This window comes from Halomonas sp. ABH4_019 (assembly GCF_056159885.1).
This window is the reverse complement of sequence record NZ_JBSWWC010000004.1, coordinates 367,122-383,603: the sequence shown is the minus strand read 5'-3', so window position 1 is coordinate 383,603 and position 16,482 is coordinate 367,122. Positions and strand designations below refer to the sequence as shown.

Annotated in this window: 17 protein-coding genes; 5 read left to right on the top strand and 12 right to left on the bottom strand. The window is 68.4% G+C overall.

The features are described from left to right. Positions 1–27: 27 nt before the first annotated feature. The 4 genes from hutH to hutI all read right to left on the bottom strand — a co-directional run bounded on the left by hutH (position 28) and on the right by hutI (position 5,605). On the bottom strand, positions 28–1,560 hold the full coding sequence (gene hutH / locus ACXAFN_RS17625) for a histidine ammonia-lyase (protein ID WP_474990878.1): 1,533 nt from the start codon (positions 1,558–1,560) through the stop codon (positions 28–30). A 128-nt stretch (positions 1,561–1,688) separates the two neighbouring features. Then, entirely contained in the window at positions 1,689–3,383 is a 1,695-nt protein-coding gene (gene hutU / locus ACXAFN_RS17620; protein WP_474990876.1) for a urocanate hydratase, read from the bottom strand. 55 nt (positions 3,384–3,438) lie between these two features. Next, positions 3,439–4,398 (bottom strand): formimidoylglutamase, encoded by a 960-nt coding sequence (gene hutG, locus ACXAFN_RS17615; RefSeq protein WP_474990874.1) that lies wholly within the window; start codon positions 4,396–4,398, stop codon positions 3,439–3,441. After that, a complete protein-coding gene (hutI, locus tag ACXAFN_RS17610) occupies positions 4,388–5,605 on the bottom strand; it encodes an imidazolonepropionase (RefSeq protein WP_474990872.1) in 1,218 nt (405 codons plus the stop codon). Before hutI ends, hutG begins: the two co-directional genes overlap by 11 nt. Positions 5,606–5,902: 297 nt before the next feature. On the opposite strand from hutI, the gene ACXAFN_RS17605 reads away from it, so the two are divergent. The 3 genes from ACXAFN_RS17605 (at position 5,903) to ACXAFN_RS17595 (ending at position 9,659) form a co-directional block, all read left to right on the top strand. Beyond that, positions 5,903–7,231, top strand: coding sequence for a YjiH family protein (locus ACXAFN_RS17605; RefSeq protein WP_474990870.1), 1,329 nt, complete (start codon positions 5,903–5,905; stop codon positions 7,229–7,231). Between the two features lie 210 nt (positions 7,232–7,441). Next, on the top strand, positions 7,442–8,503 hold the full coding sequence (locus ACXAFN_RS17600) for an HlyD family secretion protein (protein WP_474990868.1): 1,062 nt from the start codon (positions 7,442–7,444) through the stop codon (positions 8,501–8,503). After that, positions 8,493–9,659: a DUF2955 domain-containing protein gene (locus tag ACXAFN_RS17595; RefSeq protein WP_474990858.1), complete on the top strand. Its 1,167-nt coding sequence runs from the start codon at positions 8,493–8,495 to the stop codon at positions 9,657–9,659. Before ACXAFN_RS17600 ends, ACXAFN_RS17595 begins: the two co-directional genes overlap by 11 nt. A 14-nt stretch (positions 9,660–9,673) precedes the next feature. On the opposite strand, the gene hutC is transcribed toward ACXAFN_RS17595, so the two are convergent. Continuing rightward, positions 9,674–10,384 (bottom strand): histidine utilization repressor, encoded by a 711-nt coding sequence (gene hutC / locus ACXAFN_RS17590; protein ID WP_474990856.1) that lies wholly within the window; start codon positions 10,382–10,384, stop codon positions 9,674–9,676. 203 nt (positions 10,385–10,587) lie between these two features. Between hutC and ACXAFN_RS17585 the strand changes: the two genes are divergently transcribed. Continuing rightward, positions 10,588–11,196, top strand: coding sequence for a DUF938 domain-containing protein (locus tag ACXAFN_RS17585; RefSeq protein WP_474990854.1), 609 nt, complete (start codon positions 10,588–10,590; stop codon positions 11,194–11,196). Next, positions 11,159–11,362: a DUF938 domain-containing protein gene (locus ACXAFN_RS17580; RefSeq protein ID WP_474991065.1), complete on the top strand. Its 204-nt coding sequence runs from the start codon at positions 11,159–11,161 to the stop codon at positions 11,360–11,362. Before ACXAFN_RS17585 ends, ACXAFN_RS17580 begins: the two co-directional genes overlap by 38 nt. 3 nt (positions 11,363–11,365) lie before the next feature. Here the strand turns inward: ACXAFN_RS17580 and ACXAFN_RS17575 are convergent, their stop codons facing one another. From ACXAFN_RS17575 to ACXAFN_RS17545, 7 genes are all read right to left on the bottom strand, one after another. Beyond that, on the bottom strand, positions 11,366–11,560 hold the full coding sequence (locus ACXAFN_RS17575; RefSeq protein ID WP_474990852.1) for a hypothetical protein: 195 nt from the start codon (positions 11,558–11,560) through the stop codon (positions 11,366–11,368). Between the two features lie 32 nt (positions 11,561–11,592). After that, on the bottom strand, positions 11,593–11,841 hold the full coding sequence (locus ACXAFN_RS17570; protein WP_474990850.1) for a hypothetical protein: 249 nt from the start codon (positions 11,839–11,841) through the stop codon (positions 11,593–11,595). Between the two features lie 369 nt (positions 11,842–12,210). Beyond that, on the bottom strand, positions 12,211–12,411 hold the full coding sequence (locus ACXAFN_RS17565; RefSeq protein ID WP_474990848.1) for a hypothetical protein: 201 nt from the start codon (positions 12,409–12,411) through the stop codon (positions 12,211–12,213). A 356-nt stretch (positions 12,412–12,767) separates the two neighbouring features. After that, positions 12,768–13,901: a phage integrase Arm DNA-binding domain-containing protein gene (locus tag ACXAFN_RS17560; protein WP_474990846.1), complete on the bottom strand. Its 1,134-nt coding sequence runs from the start codon at positions 13,899–13,901 to the stop codon at positions 12,768–12,770. 1 nt (position 13,902) lies between these two features. Continuing rightward, positions 13,903–14,103 carry an excisionase gene (locus ACXAFN_RS17555; RefSeq protein ID WP_016854756.1) on the bottom strand — a complete coding sequence of 67 codons (201 nt, stop codon included), beginning with the start codon at positions 14,101–14,103 and terminating at the stop codon, positions 13,903–13,905. Position 14,104: 1 nt separating this feature from the next. Then, positions 14,105–14,605: a hypothetical protein gene (locus tag ACXAFN_RS17550; RefSeq protein WP_474990844.1), complete on the bottom strand. Its 501-nt coding sequence runs from the start codon at positions 14,603–14,605 to the stop codon at positions 14,105–14,107. Continuing rightward, a complete protein-coding gene (locus ACXAFN_RS17545) occupies positions 14,602–16,335 on the bottom strand; it encodes a DNA cytosine methyltransferase (RefSeq protein ID WP_474990842.1) in 1,734 nt (577 codons plus the stop codon). Before ACXAFN_RS17545 ends, ACXAFN_RS17550 begins: the two co-directional genes overlap by 4 nt. Between the last annotated feature and the right edge of the window lie 147 nt (positions 16,336–16,482).

The following is a 16,482-nucleotide window of genomic DNA, read 5'->3' as shown; positions in this document are numbered from 1 at the left end:
CGGGAGGGCGAGCGGTAGAGCGCCGGCTCAGTGGCTGGGCAGCAGTTCGGCGGGCACCAGGTGGCTCAGGGTGCGTGCCGCCAGAAGCTCCTCGGCGGCCTCGATGTCGGGGGCGAAGAAGCGGTCGCGGTCGTAGTAGGCAACGCGCTCGCGCAGGGCGTGTCGGGCCTCTTCCAGCGGGGCGGTGGTCGCCAGGCCCTGGCGGAAGTCGAGCCCCTGGCAGGCGGCCAGCAATTCGATGGCCAGGATGCCGCGCACGTTATCGGCCATCTCCCACAGGCGCTTGCCGGCGGCCGGTGCCATGGAGACGTGGTCTTCCTGGTTGGCTGAGGTGGGCAGGCTGTCGACGCTGTGCGGATGGGCCAGGGCCTTGTTTTCGCTGGCCAGAGCGGCGGCGGTGACCTGCGCGATCATGAAGCCCGAGTTGACCCCGCCGTTCTCCACCAGGAAGGGCGGCAGCTGGGACATGTGCTTGTCCATCATCAGCGACACGCGGCGCTCGGTGAGCGAGCCGATTTCGGCGATGGCCAGCGCCAGGTTGTCGGCCGCCATGGCCACCGGCTCGGCGTGGAAGTTGCCGCCGGAGATGATGTCGCCCTGTTCGGCGAACACCAGCGGATTGTCGGAGACCGCATTGACCTCGATGGCCAGCACGTCGGCGGCCTGGCGGATCTGGGTCAGTGCGGCGCCCATCACCTGAGGCTGGCAGCGCAGCGAGTAGGGGTCCTGGACCTTGCCGCAGTCGGCATGGGAGTCGCTGAGCTCGCTGCGGCTGCCCAGCAGGTGACGGTAGCCTGCGGCGGCATCGATCTGGCCGCGCTGGCCGCGAACCTCGTGGATGCGGGCATCGAACGGCGAGCGCGAACTCAGGGTCGCTTCCACGGTGAGCGAGCCGCATACCGTGGCCGCCGCGAACAGATCCTCGGCCTCGAACAGGCCCTTGAGGGCGTAGGCGGTGGACACCTGGGTGCCGTTGAGCAGGGCGAGGCCCTCCTTGGGCGCCAGGGCCAGCGGCTCCAGGCCGGCCTTGGTCAGGGCCTCCCGGGCCGGCAGCCAGTCGCCGTTATGGCGGGCCTTGCCCTCGCCGAGCAGCACCACGCTCATATGGGCCAGCGGGGCCAGGTCACCGGAGGCGCCTACCGAGCCCTTGAGCGGGATATGCGGGTAGACCTCGGCGTTGATCAGCGCCACCAGGGCGTCCAGCACCTCGCGGCGGATGCCGGAGAAGCCGCGGGCCAGGCTGTTGACCTTGAGCACCATGATCAGCCGCACCAGGTCGTCGCTCATGGCCTCGCCGACGCCGGTGGCGTGGGACAGTACCAGCGAGCGCTGCAGGTCCTCGAGCCGGTCCTTCTCGATACGGGTCTGGGCCAGCAGGCCGAAGCCGGTGTTGATGCCGTAGACGGTGCGGTCCTCGGCGATCACGCGATTGACGCAGTCGACGGCACGGCCGATGTCGGCGTCGGCGCTGGCGGGCAGATCGACGGTCACGGGGGCCTGGAAGACCTGGCGCGCCTGGGCGAGGGTCATCTTGCCGGGTTGGATCTCGAGATGGTTCATCTGACAGTTCCTTTCGTTGCCGGGCCGGGGGCCGGCCGGGAGCAGGCACTCGACGATGACGCATGCGTCCTGTGCGTCGGCCTGCTCCGGTCTATCGGGTTCCGGTGGGCGAGTCGTGGGAGATGCTCTTACCTATCGACCATCGGCAGGTCGAGGTCGTTTTCCGCGGCACAGCGCTTGGCGATGTCGTAGCCGGCATCGGCGTGGCGCATCACGCCGGTGCCCGGGTCGTTGCGCAGCACCCGGCCCAGGCGGGCGTGGGCGTCATCGCTGCCGTCGGCGACGATCACCACGCCGGCGTGCTGCGAGTAGCCCATGCCCACGCCGCCGCCGTGGTGCAGCGACACCCAGGTGGCGCCGCCGGCGGTGTTGAGCAGGGCGTTGAGCAGCGGCCAGTCGGACACGGCGTCGGAGCCGTCCTGCATGGCCTCGGTCTCGCGGTTGGGGCTGGCCACCGAGCCGGAGTCCAGGTGGTCGCGGCCGATCACCACCGGCGCCTTGAGCTCGCCGTTGGCGACCATCTCGTTGAAGGCCTGGCCGAGCCGCGCGCGGTCCTTGAGGCCGACCCAGCAGATGCGCGCCGGCAGGCCCTGGAAGGAGATCCGCTCGCGGGCCATGTCGAGCCAGTTGTGCAGGTGCGGGTCGTCCGGGATCAGTTCCTTGACCTTCTGGTCGGTCTTGTAGATGTCCTCGGGGTCGCCGGACAGCGCCGCCCAGCGGAACGGGCCGATGCCCTGGCAGAACAGCGGGCGGATATAGGCCGGCACGAAGCCGGGGAAGTCGAAGGCGTTGTCGACCCCTTCCTCCTGGGCCATCTGGCGGATGTTGTTGCCGTAGTCGAAGGTCGGCACGCCCATCGCCTGGAAGTCGAGCATGGCCTGCACGTGTACCGCCATGGAGCGCTTGGCGGCCTTGACGGTGGCCTTGGGCTCGGCCTTGCCGCGTTCGACGTACTCGTCCCAGGTCCAGCCGGCCGGCAGATAGCCGTGCAGCGGGTCGTGGGCGCTGGTCTGGTCGGTGACCATGTCCGGCTTGACGCCGCGCTTGACCAGTTCGGGCAGCACGTCGGCGGCGTTGGCGCACAGGCCGATGGAGATTGCCTTGCCCTCGGCGGTGTAGCGCTCAATGCGGGCCAGGGCGTCGTCCAGATCGTCGGCCTGTTCGTCCAGATAGCGGGTGCGCAGGCGGAAGTCGAGGCTCGACTGCTGGCACTCGATGTTCAGCGAGCAGGCGCCGGCCAGCGTGGCGGCCAGCGGCTGGGCGCCACCCATGCCGCCGAGGCCGGCGGTGAGGATCCAGCGGCCGGCGAGCTCGCCGTCGTAGTGTTGGCGCCCGGCCTCGACGAAGGTCTCGTAGGTGCCCTGGACGATGCCCTGGGAGCCGATATAGATCCACGAGCCGGCGGTCATCTGGCCATACATCATCAGGCCCTTGCGATCCAGCTCGTTGAAGTGCTCCCAGTTGGCCCAGGCCGGCACCAGGTTGGAGTTGGCGATCAGCACGCGGGGCGCGTCCTTGTGGGTCTCGAACACGCCCACCGGCTTGCCGGACTGGATCAGCAGCGACTGGGTGTCCTCCAGGCGCTGGAGGGTCTCGACGATCTTGTCGTAGCACGCCCAGTCGCGGGCGGCGCGGCCGATGCCGCCGTAGACCACCAGGTCCTCGGGGCGCTCGGCGACGTCCGGGTGCAGGTTGTTCATCAGCATGCGCAGCGGTGCTTCGGTGAGCCAGCTCTTGCAGGACAGCTCGGTCCCGGTGGGGGCGGCAATCTGGCGGCTCGGGTCGTGGCGGCCGGCGCTCCGGCGCTTGTCGGTATCGGACATGCTCTTGTTCCTCGCAGGGTCTCGCGGTAAGGGGGCTGACGGCCGGGGTGGCGGTTCAGCCGTTCAGGGTCAGTAGATGGACGAGCCGGGCCGCCGCCTTGGCGGTGCGGGCGTCCAGATCGAAATCGGGATTCAGCTCGGCCAGGTCGGCCAGGCGCAGCTTGCCGCTGTCGCGGATCGCCTCGAGCAGCGGCTCGAGCAGGGCCAGCGACACGCCGCGAGCGGCGGGGGCGCTGACGCCGGGGGCCTCGGCGGCGGGCAGCACGTCCAGGTCGATGGTCAGGTAGACGTGATCGCAGCGGGCGATGAAGCGCTCGATGTCGCGCCGCAGGGCGTCCAGCCGGCGGGCATCGAACTCGCGATCCTCGCGGACCAGCACGTCGAGGGCCTCGGCCCGGGCGAACAGCGCACGGGTGTTGGCGGCGCGGCTGACGCCCAGGCAGGCGTAGCGGAAGGGCCAGCCCCGCTCCTGGCACTGCTCGGCGATCTGGGCGAAGGGCGTGCCGGAGGAGCGCACATGGGCCGGGTCGCGCAGGTCGAAGTGGGCATCGAAGTTGATGATGCTGATCCGTGGCCTGGCCTCTTGCGCCTCGAGGTGGCGGGCCAGGCCCGACCAGCTGGCATAGGCCACCTCGTGGCCGCCGCCGAGCACGATGGGCAGGTGGCCGGCCTCGAGCAGCGGGGCCAGGCGCGCGGCCAGGGCCTCCTGGGCGGCCTCGAGGGCGTCGCCCTCGCAGCTCACGTCGCCGGCGTCATGGGCCGGTCCTTCCCGGTGCCAGGCCAGCGGCGCCAGGGCGCGGCGAATGGCGCTAGGCCCGGCGGCGGCGCCGGTGCGCCCCTGGTTGCGGGCCACGCCGGCGTCGCTTTGGAAGCCGACCAGCACGGCGCCGGGGGCGGCATCGGCGTCGAGGGGACGCACGCGCTGGTGCCAGCGCTCGCTGTCGGGCTCCGGGTCGGTGCGACCCTGCCAGACGCCCATGTCGATCTCCACGGGCTTGGCGGTTTCAGTGCTCATGGCTGATGGCTCCCTGGAAGACCCGCTGGCGCAGCCGACCCGGCTGGACGGCATAGGCGAGTTCGGCGGGCGAGTCGATGTCCCACACGCAGAGATCGGCGGGTGCGCCCTCGTACAGCCGTCCCAGGTCGCGACGACCCAGGGCGGCGGCACCGTGGGCGGTCATGCCGGCCAGGGCCTCGCGCGGGGTGAGCCGGAACAGGGTGCAGGCGAGGTTGAGCATCAGCGTCGGCATGAACAGCGGCGAGCTGCCCGGGTTGGCGTCGGTGGCCACGGCCATGGGCACGCCGGCCTCGCGCAGCGCGGCGATGGGCGGTTGCTGCGTCTCGCGCAGGGTGTGGAAGGCACCGGGCAGGATCACCGCCACGCTGCCCGCCTCGCGCATGGCGTCGACGCCGGCCTGGTCGAGGTACTCGATGTGGTCGGCGGACAGCGCGCCGTGACGCGCCGCCATGGCGCTGCCGCCAAGGTTCGAGAGCTGCTCGGCGTGGGCCTTGATGGGCAGGCCATGGGCCGCGGCCGCCTGGAAGACTCGTTCGCACTGGGCCACCGAGAAGGCGATCGTCTCGCAGAACACGTCCACCGCGTCGGCCAGCCCCTCGGCGGCCGCGGCCGGGATCATCTCGTCGCAGACCAGGTCGATATAGGCATCGCTGTCGTGGCGATATTCCGGCGGCAGGGCGTGGGCGCCGAGCAGGGTGGTGACGATACGCACCGGCAGGGCCTCGCCGAGCCGACGCGCCACGCGCAGCATCTTCAGCTCGCCGTCCACGGACAGGCCGTAGCCCGACTTGATCTCCACCGTGGTGGCGCCGTCGGCGATCATCGCCGTCAGCCGGGGCAGGGCGGCGGCGAACAGGGTGTCCTCGTCGGCGTCCCGGGTGGCGTTGACGGTGCTCAGGATGCCGCCGCCGCGCCGGGCGATCTCCTCGTAGCTCGCGCCCTCGAGGCGCGCCTCGAACTCGTCGGCGCGGCCGCCGCCGAAGACGATGTGGGTGTGGCAGTCCACCAGGCCGGGCGTCATGACGCCGCCGCGGCCCATCTCCCGGCAGTCGGCGGCCCGCCCGGCGTCGAGCTCGCGCATCGGCGTCAATGCGGCGATGCGCTCTCCCTCGACGATGACCGCCATCGGCTCGGGGCAGGTGGCCAGCCCGTCGAAGACGGTGACGTCGCGCCACAGCAGGCGGGTCGGCGTGTCTTGGGTCATGGGAGCGCCTCCGTGTAAGTTTGTATATACAAATGCTAGCCGATCCTTGCGGATCCGTCACCCCTTCGGATCATCTGTAGACCGACCGGTAGTTTTGTGGGGAGGCCCTGAAATATAAATTAAAAATCAGATGGTTGAGCTGAATCGTTCGGCATCTGGAGAAGCCGAGACGCCGGGCTAATACCAAAGTATAAGCGAAAGAGGGAGCGACGAATTGGCGTCCCGAGGTCGGCATAATGTATATACATTACATGGCGGCGACGCGTCGTCATCACAACGACAACCCAGGAGTGCAACATGGCTACCCCTCCCTCCGCTTCGACGCCGGCGCGACACCATTCGCCGGCCGTGGCGCTGAAACTCTTCCTGCCCAGCCTGCTGGGCGTGCTGATCTTCTTCGTGCCGCTGAGCCTGGGCGGCAAGACCACCATCCTGCTCGATCACATGGTCACCGGCGCCCGGACGCTGCTCGGCGAGGCCAGCGGCTTCTACGCGCTGGCGCTGATCGTGGCGGGCGCCATTTATCCGCTGTGGAAGGGCACCTGGCGGCGCAGTGTGACCGACAGGGTGTTCACCGTGCTGAAGCTCGCCGGGATCATCACGGCGGTGCTGGCGCTGACCGGCTGGGGGCCGGCCTTCCTGCACACGCCGGACATGCTGCCGTTCCTGTTCGACAAGCTGGTGATTCCGGTAGGGCTGATCGTGCCGATCGGCGCCATCTTCCTGGCGCTGCTGATCGGCTTCGGGCTGCTCGAGCTGATCGGCGTGCTGGTCCAGCCGGTGATGCGCCCGATCTGGCGTACCCCGGGCCGCAGCGCCATCGATGCGGTGGCGTCCTTCGTCGGCAGCTACTCGATCGGGCTGTTGATCACCAACCGGGTCTATCGGGCCGGCGAGTACTCGGCCCGTGAGGCGGCGATCATCGCCACCGGTTTCTCCACCGTCTCGGCGACCTTCATGATCATCGTCGCCAAGACCCTGGACCTGATGAGCGTGTGGAACGCCTACTTCTGGCTGACGCTTTGCATCACCTTCCTGGTCACCGCCATCACCGTGCGGCTGCCGCCGCTGGCCGGCATGGACGACACCAAGCGCCACCCCGAGCCCGAGGCGGCGTCCGGCAAGCGATTTGCCACCGCCTGGCAGACCGGCCTCGACGTGGCCGCCAAGGCACCGAGCCTGCCGGCCAGCGTAGCGCTGAACTTCCGCGAGGGGCTGGTGATGGCCATCAGCATCCTGCCGTCGATCATGTCGGTGGGGTTGGCGGGGCTGTTGCTCGCCAAGTACACCCCGGTGTTCGAGTGGCTGGGCTGGGTGTTCTACCCGTTCGTCGCCGTGTGGGGCGTGCCGGAGGCGGCCGAGCTGGCCCAGGCCGCGGCGGCGGGGCTCGCCGAGATGTTCCTGCCGGCGCTGCTGATGGGCGAGGCCGACTTCGTGGCGCGCTTCGCCACCGGCGTGGTCTCGGTGTCGGCGGTGCTGTTCTTCTCGGCCTCGATCCCCTGCATCCTGTCCACCAGCATTCCGCTGTCGGTGGGACGCATCGTGGTGGTGTGGTTCCTGCGTGTGGCGCTGAGCCTGCTGCTGGCGGTGCCGACCGGCTACCTAGTGCAGGGCCTGAGCGGGTAGATGACCGGGCCGCATGGCCTGGACAGGGAAGTCGTTGACGGCCGGAGGCGTGGGAGCGCCTCCGGTCGTTTGCTTTTCACCATGCCTGGCGACATCGAGAACGGGCCGATCATTCTTTTAGCATGCTAAATGATTTGCTATGATCGCCGACCTTTTGTCGCGCCGTCGGCTCTGTCGGCGGCATCGAGTGATGTGTCAGGAAGCTTTTCGATGTCTCCAGATCAGAGTTTCGCGCGCTGGGTCCGGGTCGCGCTGGTGGCCTTCTGCGTGCTGTTCGTCTATTTCGTGGTCGCCGATAGCTATATGCCGATGACGCCCCAGGCGCGCGTGCTGCGCCCCGTGGTGCGGGTGGCACCGGAGGTCTCGGGGCGGGTCGAGGCGGTCGCCGTGGCCAACAACCAGCGGGTCGAGCGCGGCGACGTGCTGTTCTCGCTGGAGCGCGCCCCCTTCGCGCTGGCGCTACGCGAGGCGCGGCTGGCCCGCGAGGGCGTGGAGCGCGACAACGCCTTGATCGAGGCCGACCTCGTCGGGGCGCGGGCCGACCTCGAGGCGGCACGCGCGTCGGCCGAGGAACTGGCCGGTGAGCGCCGCCGGGCCGAGTCGCTGCTGGCGCGCCAGGGCATCTCCCGGCAGCGTGTCGACAGCATCGTGGCCCAGGAGCGCCAGGCCAGGGCGTCGGTGGACGCGGCCCGGGCGCGGGTGCGTCAGTTAGAAGTGAAACTCGGTGACCGGGGGGACGGTAACCTGCAGCTGCGTCAGGCGAACAACGCCATCGAACAGGCCCAGCTGGATCTGGCGCATACCCTGGTGCGGGCCGAGCGCGATGGGGTGGTGACCAACCTGCAGTTGCGCGAAGGCGACTACGCGACCCGGGGGCGGCCGGCCCTGGCACTGGTGGGGGAGCGCCTCGACCTGGTCGCCGACCTGCGCGAGAAGAGCCTGCGCCATGTGCGTGAGGGCGAAGGCGCGTGGGTGGTGTTCGATGCCCTGCCGGGCCGAGTGTTCGAGGCGCGGGTGGCCTCGCTGGATGCCGGGGTCCGTGCCGGCCAGCTGGCCGCGGACGGCCAGTTGGCGGACATTCCGACCACCGACCGCTGGGTGCGGGACGCCCAACGCGTGCGCCTGCATCTCGAGGTGCAGGATCCGCCGGCGTCGCTGCCCGTCAGCGGCGCTCGGGCCACCGTGCAGCTGCTGCCGGCGGCCAGTCCGCTGGCGTCGCTGTTCGGCGGGTTTCAGATTCGTCTGATGTCCTGGCTGCACTATGTCTACTGAGCAGGCCGCTAGCGAGGGTGAACGTAGCGGTGCCTCGCTCGCCGGGCTCGGTCGCGGCGTGCGGCGACTGCTGACGCGCACGCTGGGTCCGGTGCTGGCCCATCGCGGCACCGGTCTGCAGGAGGCGGAGCCCGGCGAGTCGCGCTTCTCGGCCAACGACCTGCGCCAGTGTCAGCGCATCGCCTGCGGAGCCGGGCTTGGTTTCGTCGTCAGTCACCTGATGGGCTGGAACTACGGCGTCTTCTATACCGTCTTTCCGATGTTCCTGCTGGGCATGATCCCGGCGCTCAACGCCCACGTGATCCGCCAGTTCCTCGGCAACGTGTTCCTCAACCTGGTCGAGGTGACCCTGGTGGTGGGGCTGACCCAGCACCTGCCGGTGGTGATGACCGGGCTGGTGTTCCTGCTGTTCGCCATCCGCTTTCGATTGATGGCCAAGGGGCCGCTGTTCCTGTTCGGCGCCAACGGCGTGCTGACGCTGAGCATCCTGCTGCACTTCGCCAGCTACCCGTCCGTCGATCTCCTGGACCTGCTGGCCAATCACGTGACGGCCAGCATGCTGGCGGTGGCCATCGCCGCGGTGATGCATCTGGCGTTCCCCGACACCGCGCCCCGCCCGCGCCCGGCGGGCGCAGAGAAGTCGGCCGCCCTGGTGCGCCATCAGACGCTGATCGGCGCCTGCACGGCCACGCTGTCGTTCGTGGTGTTCCAGACGCTGGACCTGCGCGATTCGCTGTCGGCCCAGATGGCCACGATCCTGATTCTTTTCGCGCTGGGCTATCCCGGCGCCCGGCTGTCCGCGGTCAAGCGGGCCGTAGGCGCTCTGCTGGGCTGTAACCTGGCGATCCTGTTGCAGCTGATGCTGTTCACCCAGAGCGATCACCTGCTGCTGGTGCTGCTCAGCTACTGGATCGGACTGATGTGCTTCGCGCGGATTCACCTGCTCGAGGGTGCTGGCTCGGGCGTCGGGTTCGGCGGCCTGACCACGCTTGGCATCCTGTTCGGCCAGTACCTGGGGCCGAACCAGGACTTCTTCTACGACGCCCTCTATCGTTTCAGCTCGATGAGCGTGGCCATGACGATCACGCTGGGGGTGATGGCGGTACTGCATCGCCTGCTCAACGCCTCGGCGATGACGCGGGCCCAGGATCCGTGAGAACGAGCCCGGGGTCAGCTGGTATGCAGCGAGGAGCGCAGCTTGTAGCGGTCACCAGGGTGCAGCAGGCGGGCGTAGCTGACCAGATGGTCGCCGGACCAGGTGCGCCGGATCATGCGCAGGCAGGGCTGGTTCGGGGCCATCTCGAGCCGCTCGGCGGTGTCTGCATCGACCAGCACCGCCTCCACGACGTGTTCGACGTCGCTGATCGGGCAGGCGGCCTCCAGCACCTCGTTGGGAGTGTGGCGGGCGAAGTCGGTCTCCAGGTAGTGGGGCACCTGGCGGGGATTGACGTAGCGATCCTCCAGCTGGATCGGTACGCCGTCCTCGCGATGGATGATCAGGGTATGGAAGACCCGGGTGCCGAGGCGAACGCCGAGGCGCATGGAGACTTCGTCGCTGGCGTCGAGCGCCTCGGCGGTGAGCAGTTGACTGGTGTAGTGGTGGCCGCGGCTGGCGACCTCGGTGGCGATGTTGTGCACCTCGACCAGCGAGGATTCCGCCTTGTGGTCGGTGACGAAGGTGCCGACGCCGGGTTGGCGGGTCAGGTAACCCTGTTGGACCAGGTCGCGGATGGCCTTGTTGGCGGTCATGCGGCTGACGCCGAAGTCTCGGGCCAGCTGTTCCTCCGGAGGAATCTGGTGATGAGGCGCCCATTCGCCACCGCGAATCTTTTCCAGCAGGTGCTGCTGGATCCTGAGGTAGAGCGGGAGAGTGCTGCCCATGGTCGGCCGTGAGTCCTTCACTGGTGGGTCGGTAGTGCCGGGCGCCCGGTGGCCTCTCGGTCGGGGCCGGCGGGCGCCTGGGCGTCAGTCTACCCGGGAGCGGGGCGCGAGGCACCCCGGTGACGGCCGGCCTGGTGAGCTGATGGACCGGGGCGCTATCATCGTGTGCCAATTCCTTCGTCTTTCCCGCCAGGAGCCCCGCCATGACCGATGCCCGATTGCACAGCCCCGCCGCGGCCCGCAACCGACAGCCGATCCTCGAGGTGCTCGAGGCGGCGCTGCCCGGGCCGGCACGGGTCCTCGAACTGGCCGCCGGCAGCGGCGAGCATGCCTGCCACTTTGCCGGCGCCCGCCCCGATTGGCGGTGGCAGCCCAGCGACCCGGCGCCGGCGGCTCGCGCCTCGATCGACGCCTGGCGCGTAACCACCGGGCTGCCCAACCTGGCCGTGCCGCTGGCCCTGGACGTCACCGGGGACTGGCCCGCGGGGCCCTATGATGCGATCGTCGCCATCAACCTGTTGCATATCTCGCCCTGGGCGGTCACCGAGTCGCTGATGGCCCGGGCAGGGGAGCGCTTGGTGCCCGGTGGCGTGCTGTTCCTCTATGGCCCCTACCGGCGGGCGGAGTGCCCGACCACCGCCAGCAACCTGGCCTTCGATGCCGACCTGCGGGCGCGGGATCCGCGATGGGGGCTGCGGGACCTGGCGGAGGTCACGGCGGTGGCCGAGCGGCACGGTCTACGTCTGGAGCGGCTGGTGGAGATGCCGGCCAACAATCTCGGCCTGGTCTGGCGGCTGGGGCGCGCCGACTGAGCCTCACCTTCGATGCCGACCTGCGGGCGCGGGACCCCGCTGGGGGCTGCGGGACCTGGCGGAGGTCACGGCGGTGGCCGAGCGGCATGGCCTGAGCCTCGAGCGGCTGGTGGAGATGCCGGCCAACAATCTCGGCCTGGTCTGGCGGCTGGGGCGCGCCGACTGAGCCTCACTCGGGGAGCTCGCCGGGCTGGCGGTACTGAACACCTTCGGCGCGGCGCTGCTCCTCGCTCTTGGTCTCGTCCTGGGCGGGGACACCCCAGACCGTCTCGCGTTGGCCGTCGGGCCAGGTGTAGGTGGTGCAGCCGGAGAGGGGCGCCAGCAGGGCGAGGCAGAGCAGGGCGGTCGGGACTCGGCGTGACATGTCGGGCTCCAGTCGTGGGAGCCTTCAGCCTATCAGACATGCTCCGGATCGTGGGTCCAGACCGAGACACCGTTCTCCTCGCCGGGGATGCGCACCGAGAACGTGCCGGGAGAGAGGCACTCCACCTCGTGACCGTCGCGGGTCTTGAACAGGGTCAGTCCGCGGCTGATGGCCCCACCGTGCTGCAGGCTGTCGAGATCGGGGAGATCGCGATATTCGTCGATGATGTACTCGTTGCCTCGTTCGTCGAAGCCGATATGGGTTCTCTCGTAATGGCGCATGCGTCCACCTCCCGGTTGCTCCTCGTCCATAGTATCGGCGGGGCTTAGCCGAATGGCGAATGGCGGCGATTCGGCGCGCCGGATAGGGTATGATGCCTATACATACGTTTGAATATGGAGCTCGTCATGCCCACTTCCCTGATTCCGGAGGTCCTCGCTCACTGGACCGCCGTCGCCGAGGCCGAGTTCGCGGCCGAACGGGCCATCGCTCGCTACATCGGTTAAGCCCTTCCACCTGCCCAAGCGACACCGACCGGGAGCCCTCGTGGCTCCCGGTCGGTGTGTTGGCGGATCCCGTGGCGTGCACCGAGTGGCTCCCCTTCATGGCAGGAACCGGCCTGCGCCAAGTGGTATCGTCGTCGCTAGACGTTATTTCGTGGACTTTCGAGAATGTGTCAGATCGTCATGGCGTACCGTCTCGGTGCTCATCGCGGCGTGTTCGGGTGCCAATGGCTGACTGATCTCCATGTTGATTTTCTGAATGACGTCGCTATCCATCGCCAGGGCCGGGAGCGTCATCATCAGGGCGCCGAGGGACAGAATAACCGCACTGATCGCTGAGCGTTTCATGGTGTTGTCCTCCAACCGGTTTCGTGGTTCGACATCACTGTGTCGGCGAGGACGCGATGGCCTTACAGCCGGGTGGCGTGATCCGTGATCGGAGGAAACGGCCTGGAGAGAGGCTGATGGGTCTTGCGGGCAGGTATCGTGAAATTATCGACAATCATGAAAAAAGCCGCCACCCGGCATGACCCGTAAGTGGCGGCTTTTCGATGTTCGATGGTCGGAGCGACTGGATTCGAACCAGCGACCTTTGCAACCCCATTTTTGCGTCAAGTATCCTTTAAGTTCTTGTTGGTGCTGGGAAAACAGGGCTATTTCAGGGGCGGCCAAAATGGCCATTGCAGCCAATACAATTCAACAGGTTACGCGCTGGGTTTTGACAGCAGCTCGGCCATGCTCAAGGCGGTGCCCTTGGCCTGTTGCCAGCGGATGTCGTGGCCGTCCAGATAGACCTGCGTCATGTCCGGATCGGCATGTCCCATCAGCACCTGGATGTCGGCCACATCGGCGCCGGCGAGCTCCTGCAGGCGTGAGCCCAGGGCGCGGATCTCGTGAAATGTCGGCCGAGCATTCTCCGGCAGCCGCTTGATGCTTGGCACCTTCACGCGCAGCCGGGCAAACTCCTTGCTCAGCTGGTCGCCGCTGAGCTGTGTCCAGTGGTCCTTGCTGGCACTCTTGCGCATCCGTTCGGGGTGGCGGTGCACGATGTAGGGTGACATCGGTGGTAGAGCTCGGGCGCGCTTGATGAGGTCCTCGACGGGTGGTGTGATCTCAATGGCTACATACGCTGTCTTGCTCCGCTCCTTGGTCTTCTGGCGGATGTAGTGCAAGCGGTCGCCTCGCACATCATCGAAGCGAGCGTTGACGGCCTCGGCGCGCCCGAACAGGCACAAGAGGCCGAGCTCCATGGCGATCTGCATCCAGTCGGGAGCGTGAGCGTAGATGGCCTGGAACTGCTCGACTGTGAGGCGCCGCCGGACCTTCTCATACTGGTTGCTCGAGCGGGTGGGCTCCACAGGGTTCGTTTGCAGCCAGCCTTTCGTCTGCGCGAATTGGCATACCTGCCTGAGCACGGCTCGATATTGCACATAGGCACTGCCCTGATGGTTTTCGTCGAGGTACTGAGCGCACCATCGGGTATCGATCGTGGCGAGCGGCATGTCGCCGGCGTCCTCGATCAGCCGATTGCCGCGGCCACGCTTGGCACGCTTCGTCCACTTCGAGAGCTTCTTGTCCGGCTCGACCCATTCGGCAAGCCAGGCCTTCACCGCGGTGGCCAGGGTGTCGCCTTCCTCACCCATCACCCTGGCGACATAGTCCACGCCTTGGTGGAGCCGGGCGTTCAGGATTCTAGCGGCGTCCTGTGCCTGGGAGCGGTCTCGGCCCAGCCCATGCCAGGTGCCGGTATCCGGGCGGCGATAAGTGTAGTAGCCGTCTCGCTCATAGAGGTTGGGCTCCAGCCCCTTGTTCTTGCGCTTCCTTGGCCGTGGCGCCATCTCAAGCCTCCAGCACACTATCCGCCAGCGGGTTGCCGGTCTGGCGTCTCTCGGCGTCGAGGTCGATGAACCATGTGCCGCCCATCTTCTTGGCGGGCACATGTCCCTCGCGGCACCAGCGGCGCACGGTGGTCATGGATGGCGGATTGCCGGCGAAGCGAGCTTGCCGCCACTGATCGAGATCCATCAGCTTTCCCATCATCTTAGTCTCCTGTTCTCCGCTGGCCGTTGGGGCCCTTGCCCCGACCATCACGCCATTCCTGCTCCTGCCGCCCCACGGCTTCGTCCTTCCGGCGCTTCACCAGCTCCCGGACCTCGGGCATGGCCTCGAGGCTGTGCAGCCGCTGTATGGCCGTCTGCTGGCGCTGGAGTAGGCGACCGGCTATCTCGGCCAGCTGCCACATGTCGTCCGGCGTCTCTCCGTCCCGCCGGACTTTCCCGAGGCCATAGCAGCCGCCGCACGGCTGGCCGGCGGCGCCCTTGATGGCGTCCCGGCCGGTGCCCATGCAGACGCTGCAGTCGTCTGTCTCGATCTCTCGCCAGTGCTGGCGCCATTCCCCCTCGAGGGCGACGCTCTCGACGTCGCGGTCCAGGTCGCGATAGAGCGCCAGGCGCTGGCCATCCAGGGCCCCTGTCCCGTGGTGCAAGGCGACCAAGGCGAAACGCCCGCCCTGGGTCTTGTGGGTGTGGGTGGGCTGGGTCACTGCACATCCTCCATGGGCGATCCAGTGGGCTGGAGGGAAAGACCGGCGGCGACCTGGCGGACCCAGATCGGCGTCGAGCCCAGGACGAAGGTTTCGCCGGCCCAGGCCAGCAGCAAGGTGGTGCCCATGACGCCAGCGATGGCCTCGGCGGCATCCGGCGGCACGGCGTTGCCAATGCGTTCGCGCCACGCCGAGTCGTTGAGGCCGTCGAGCTCGAGCATCCCCCATGGATCGACCAGCCCCTGTAGGGCCGCGAGCTCCAACGTCGTAAACGGGCGGTGCCATGTGCCGTCCAGTGCACGAATCTGGGCGACTAGCCGCTCGTTGGCCGCCGGCAGGTATTCGCCTTCGAGGGGAAGGTGTGCGATCCCCTGCCGCGGATCGGCGATCGACCAGGGCCCGTTGTCGTGGCCCGCCGATGCCGAGACGGCGCCGCAGGTGGCACTCCATGGGAGGACGCCGTAATGGCCGCCATGCAGCCAGGGGTCGCCTTGCCCGCGGCGCAGGCCCGGGCGCGGATCAGCCACCGCCAGGCCGCCAGCCGTGGGGCCGCCGCCGCCGGTGACTGCCTGGCTGGTCGCTGCCCAGGGCATGATGCGGAACACGTTGTTGTGCCGGATGCCGCTGAGCCGCGGGTCCGCCACGCTGAACGATCCCTGCCCGGGCGACGGCTGGCCGGTGACGGCGCCGGTGGTTTCATCCCAGCGCCGCACGCCGTAGGCCTGGCCGTGGTTCCAGCGCGCCGACTGGTCGAAGCGCGGATCCGCGACCGAGAAGGCGCCGTTGCCTGGCCGGCTGGCCCCGGCGACGGTGCCGGCGGCCTCGTCCCAATCGTTGACACCCAGGAATCCGTTTCGCCTCTCGGGCATGATGAGGTAGTCCCGCAGGTGGCCATCCTCGACGGCCAGCCGGTTCAGCGACCGCCAGTCGCTCCCCGCCTCAACGAAGGCCAGCCGGACCCAGGTTTTCCACTGCAGGCGTGGGACGCGGTGCATGGGCCCGGCCAGTTCATCGCCGGGCATCGGCATGTCGCCGAGCACCGCCCCGACCGAGCGAAGCGGGCGGCGCTCGGGTTCGTACAGGAAGGGCGGCACTTTCTCGGCATGGCGCGCGACCAGGAGGAACCGCTTTCGCGATTGGGCCAGGCCGCCGAGTTCGCCACAGTCGTGGGTGGTCTCGGCAACGTGATAGCCGTACTGCTCGAGCAGGGCGGTGATGCTGTCCAGCAGCGGCCGACCGCGATTAGCGATCCTGGGCACGTTCTCGAAGATCAGCAGCTCGGGGGGATCGTCGGCGAAGGCTTCCAGGGTGAGCCAGATGCCGCGGACGGTGAGGCGGTTGAGGGCCTGATATTTCGGGGTGGTGCTGCGTGACTGCGAGAGCAGGCCCGAGAATCCCTTACAGGGCGCCGACAGGAACACGATATGGGGACGCTCGCCACCGGCCGCGGCCTGGATGTCGGCCGGGGTGGCTTCCCGCCAGCTTGCCGGCGGCTCAGCGTCGTGGAAGGCCTGGTACTGGTCGCGGTCGAACAGGTCTAGCACCGTGCCCGGGGTGCCGGCCAGCCGGCCGAAGTCGGCGATGGCGCCCGGGTCGGAGTCGATACCGCCGATGCAGCGGAACCGCGCATCCATGGCGCCCACCCGGGCGTGGCCGCGGTTGAAGCCCGCGGCACCACCGCCGAGGCCGCAGAACAAGTGGAAGTGGCGGATCTCGTGTTGCTCGATCATGTGGTTCTCCGGTGATTTAGCCCAAGCCAGTGGTCAAGCAATCCTTGACGACTGCCTCACCGCTGCCCTGGGAAAAGGCCCCGCCCGCAGGCGGGGAAGTGCAGGGAACTGATGGGGTGCTGGCGCCCGAGCGATGGGGTAACTCGT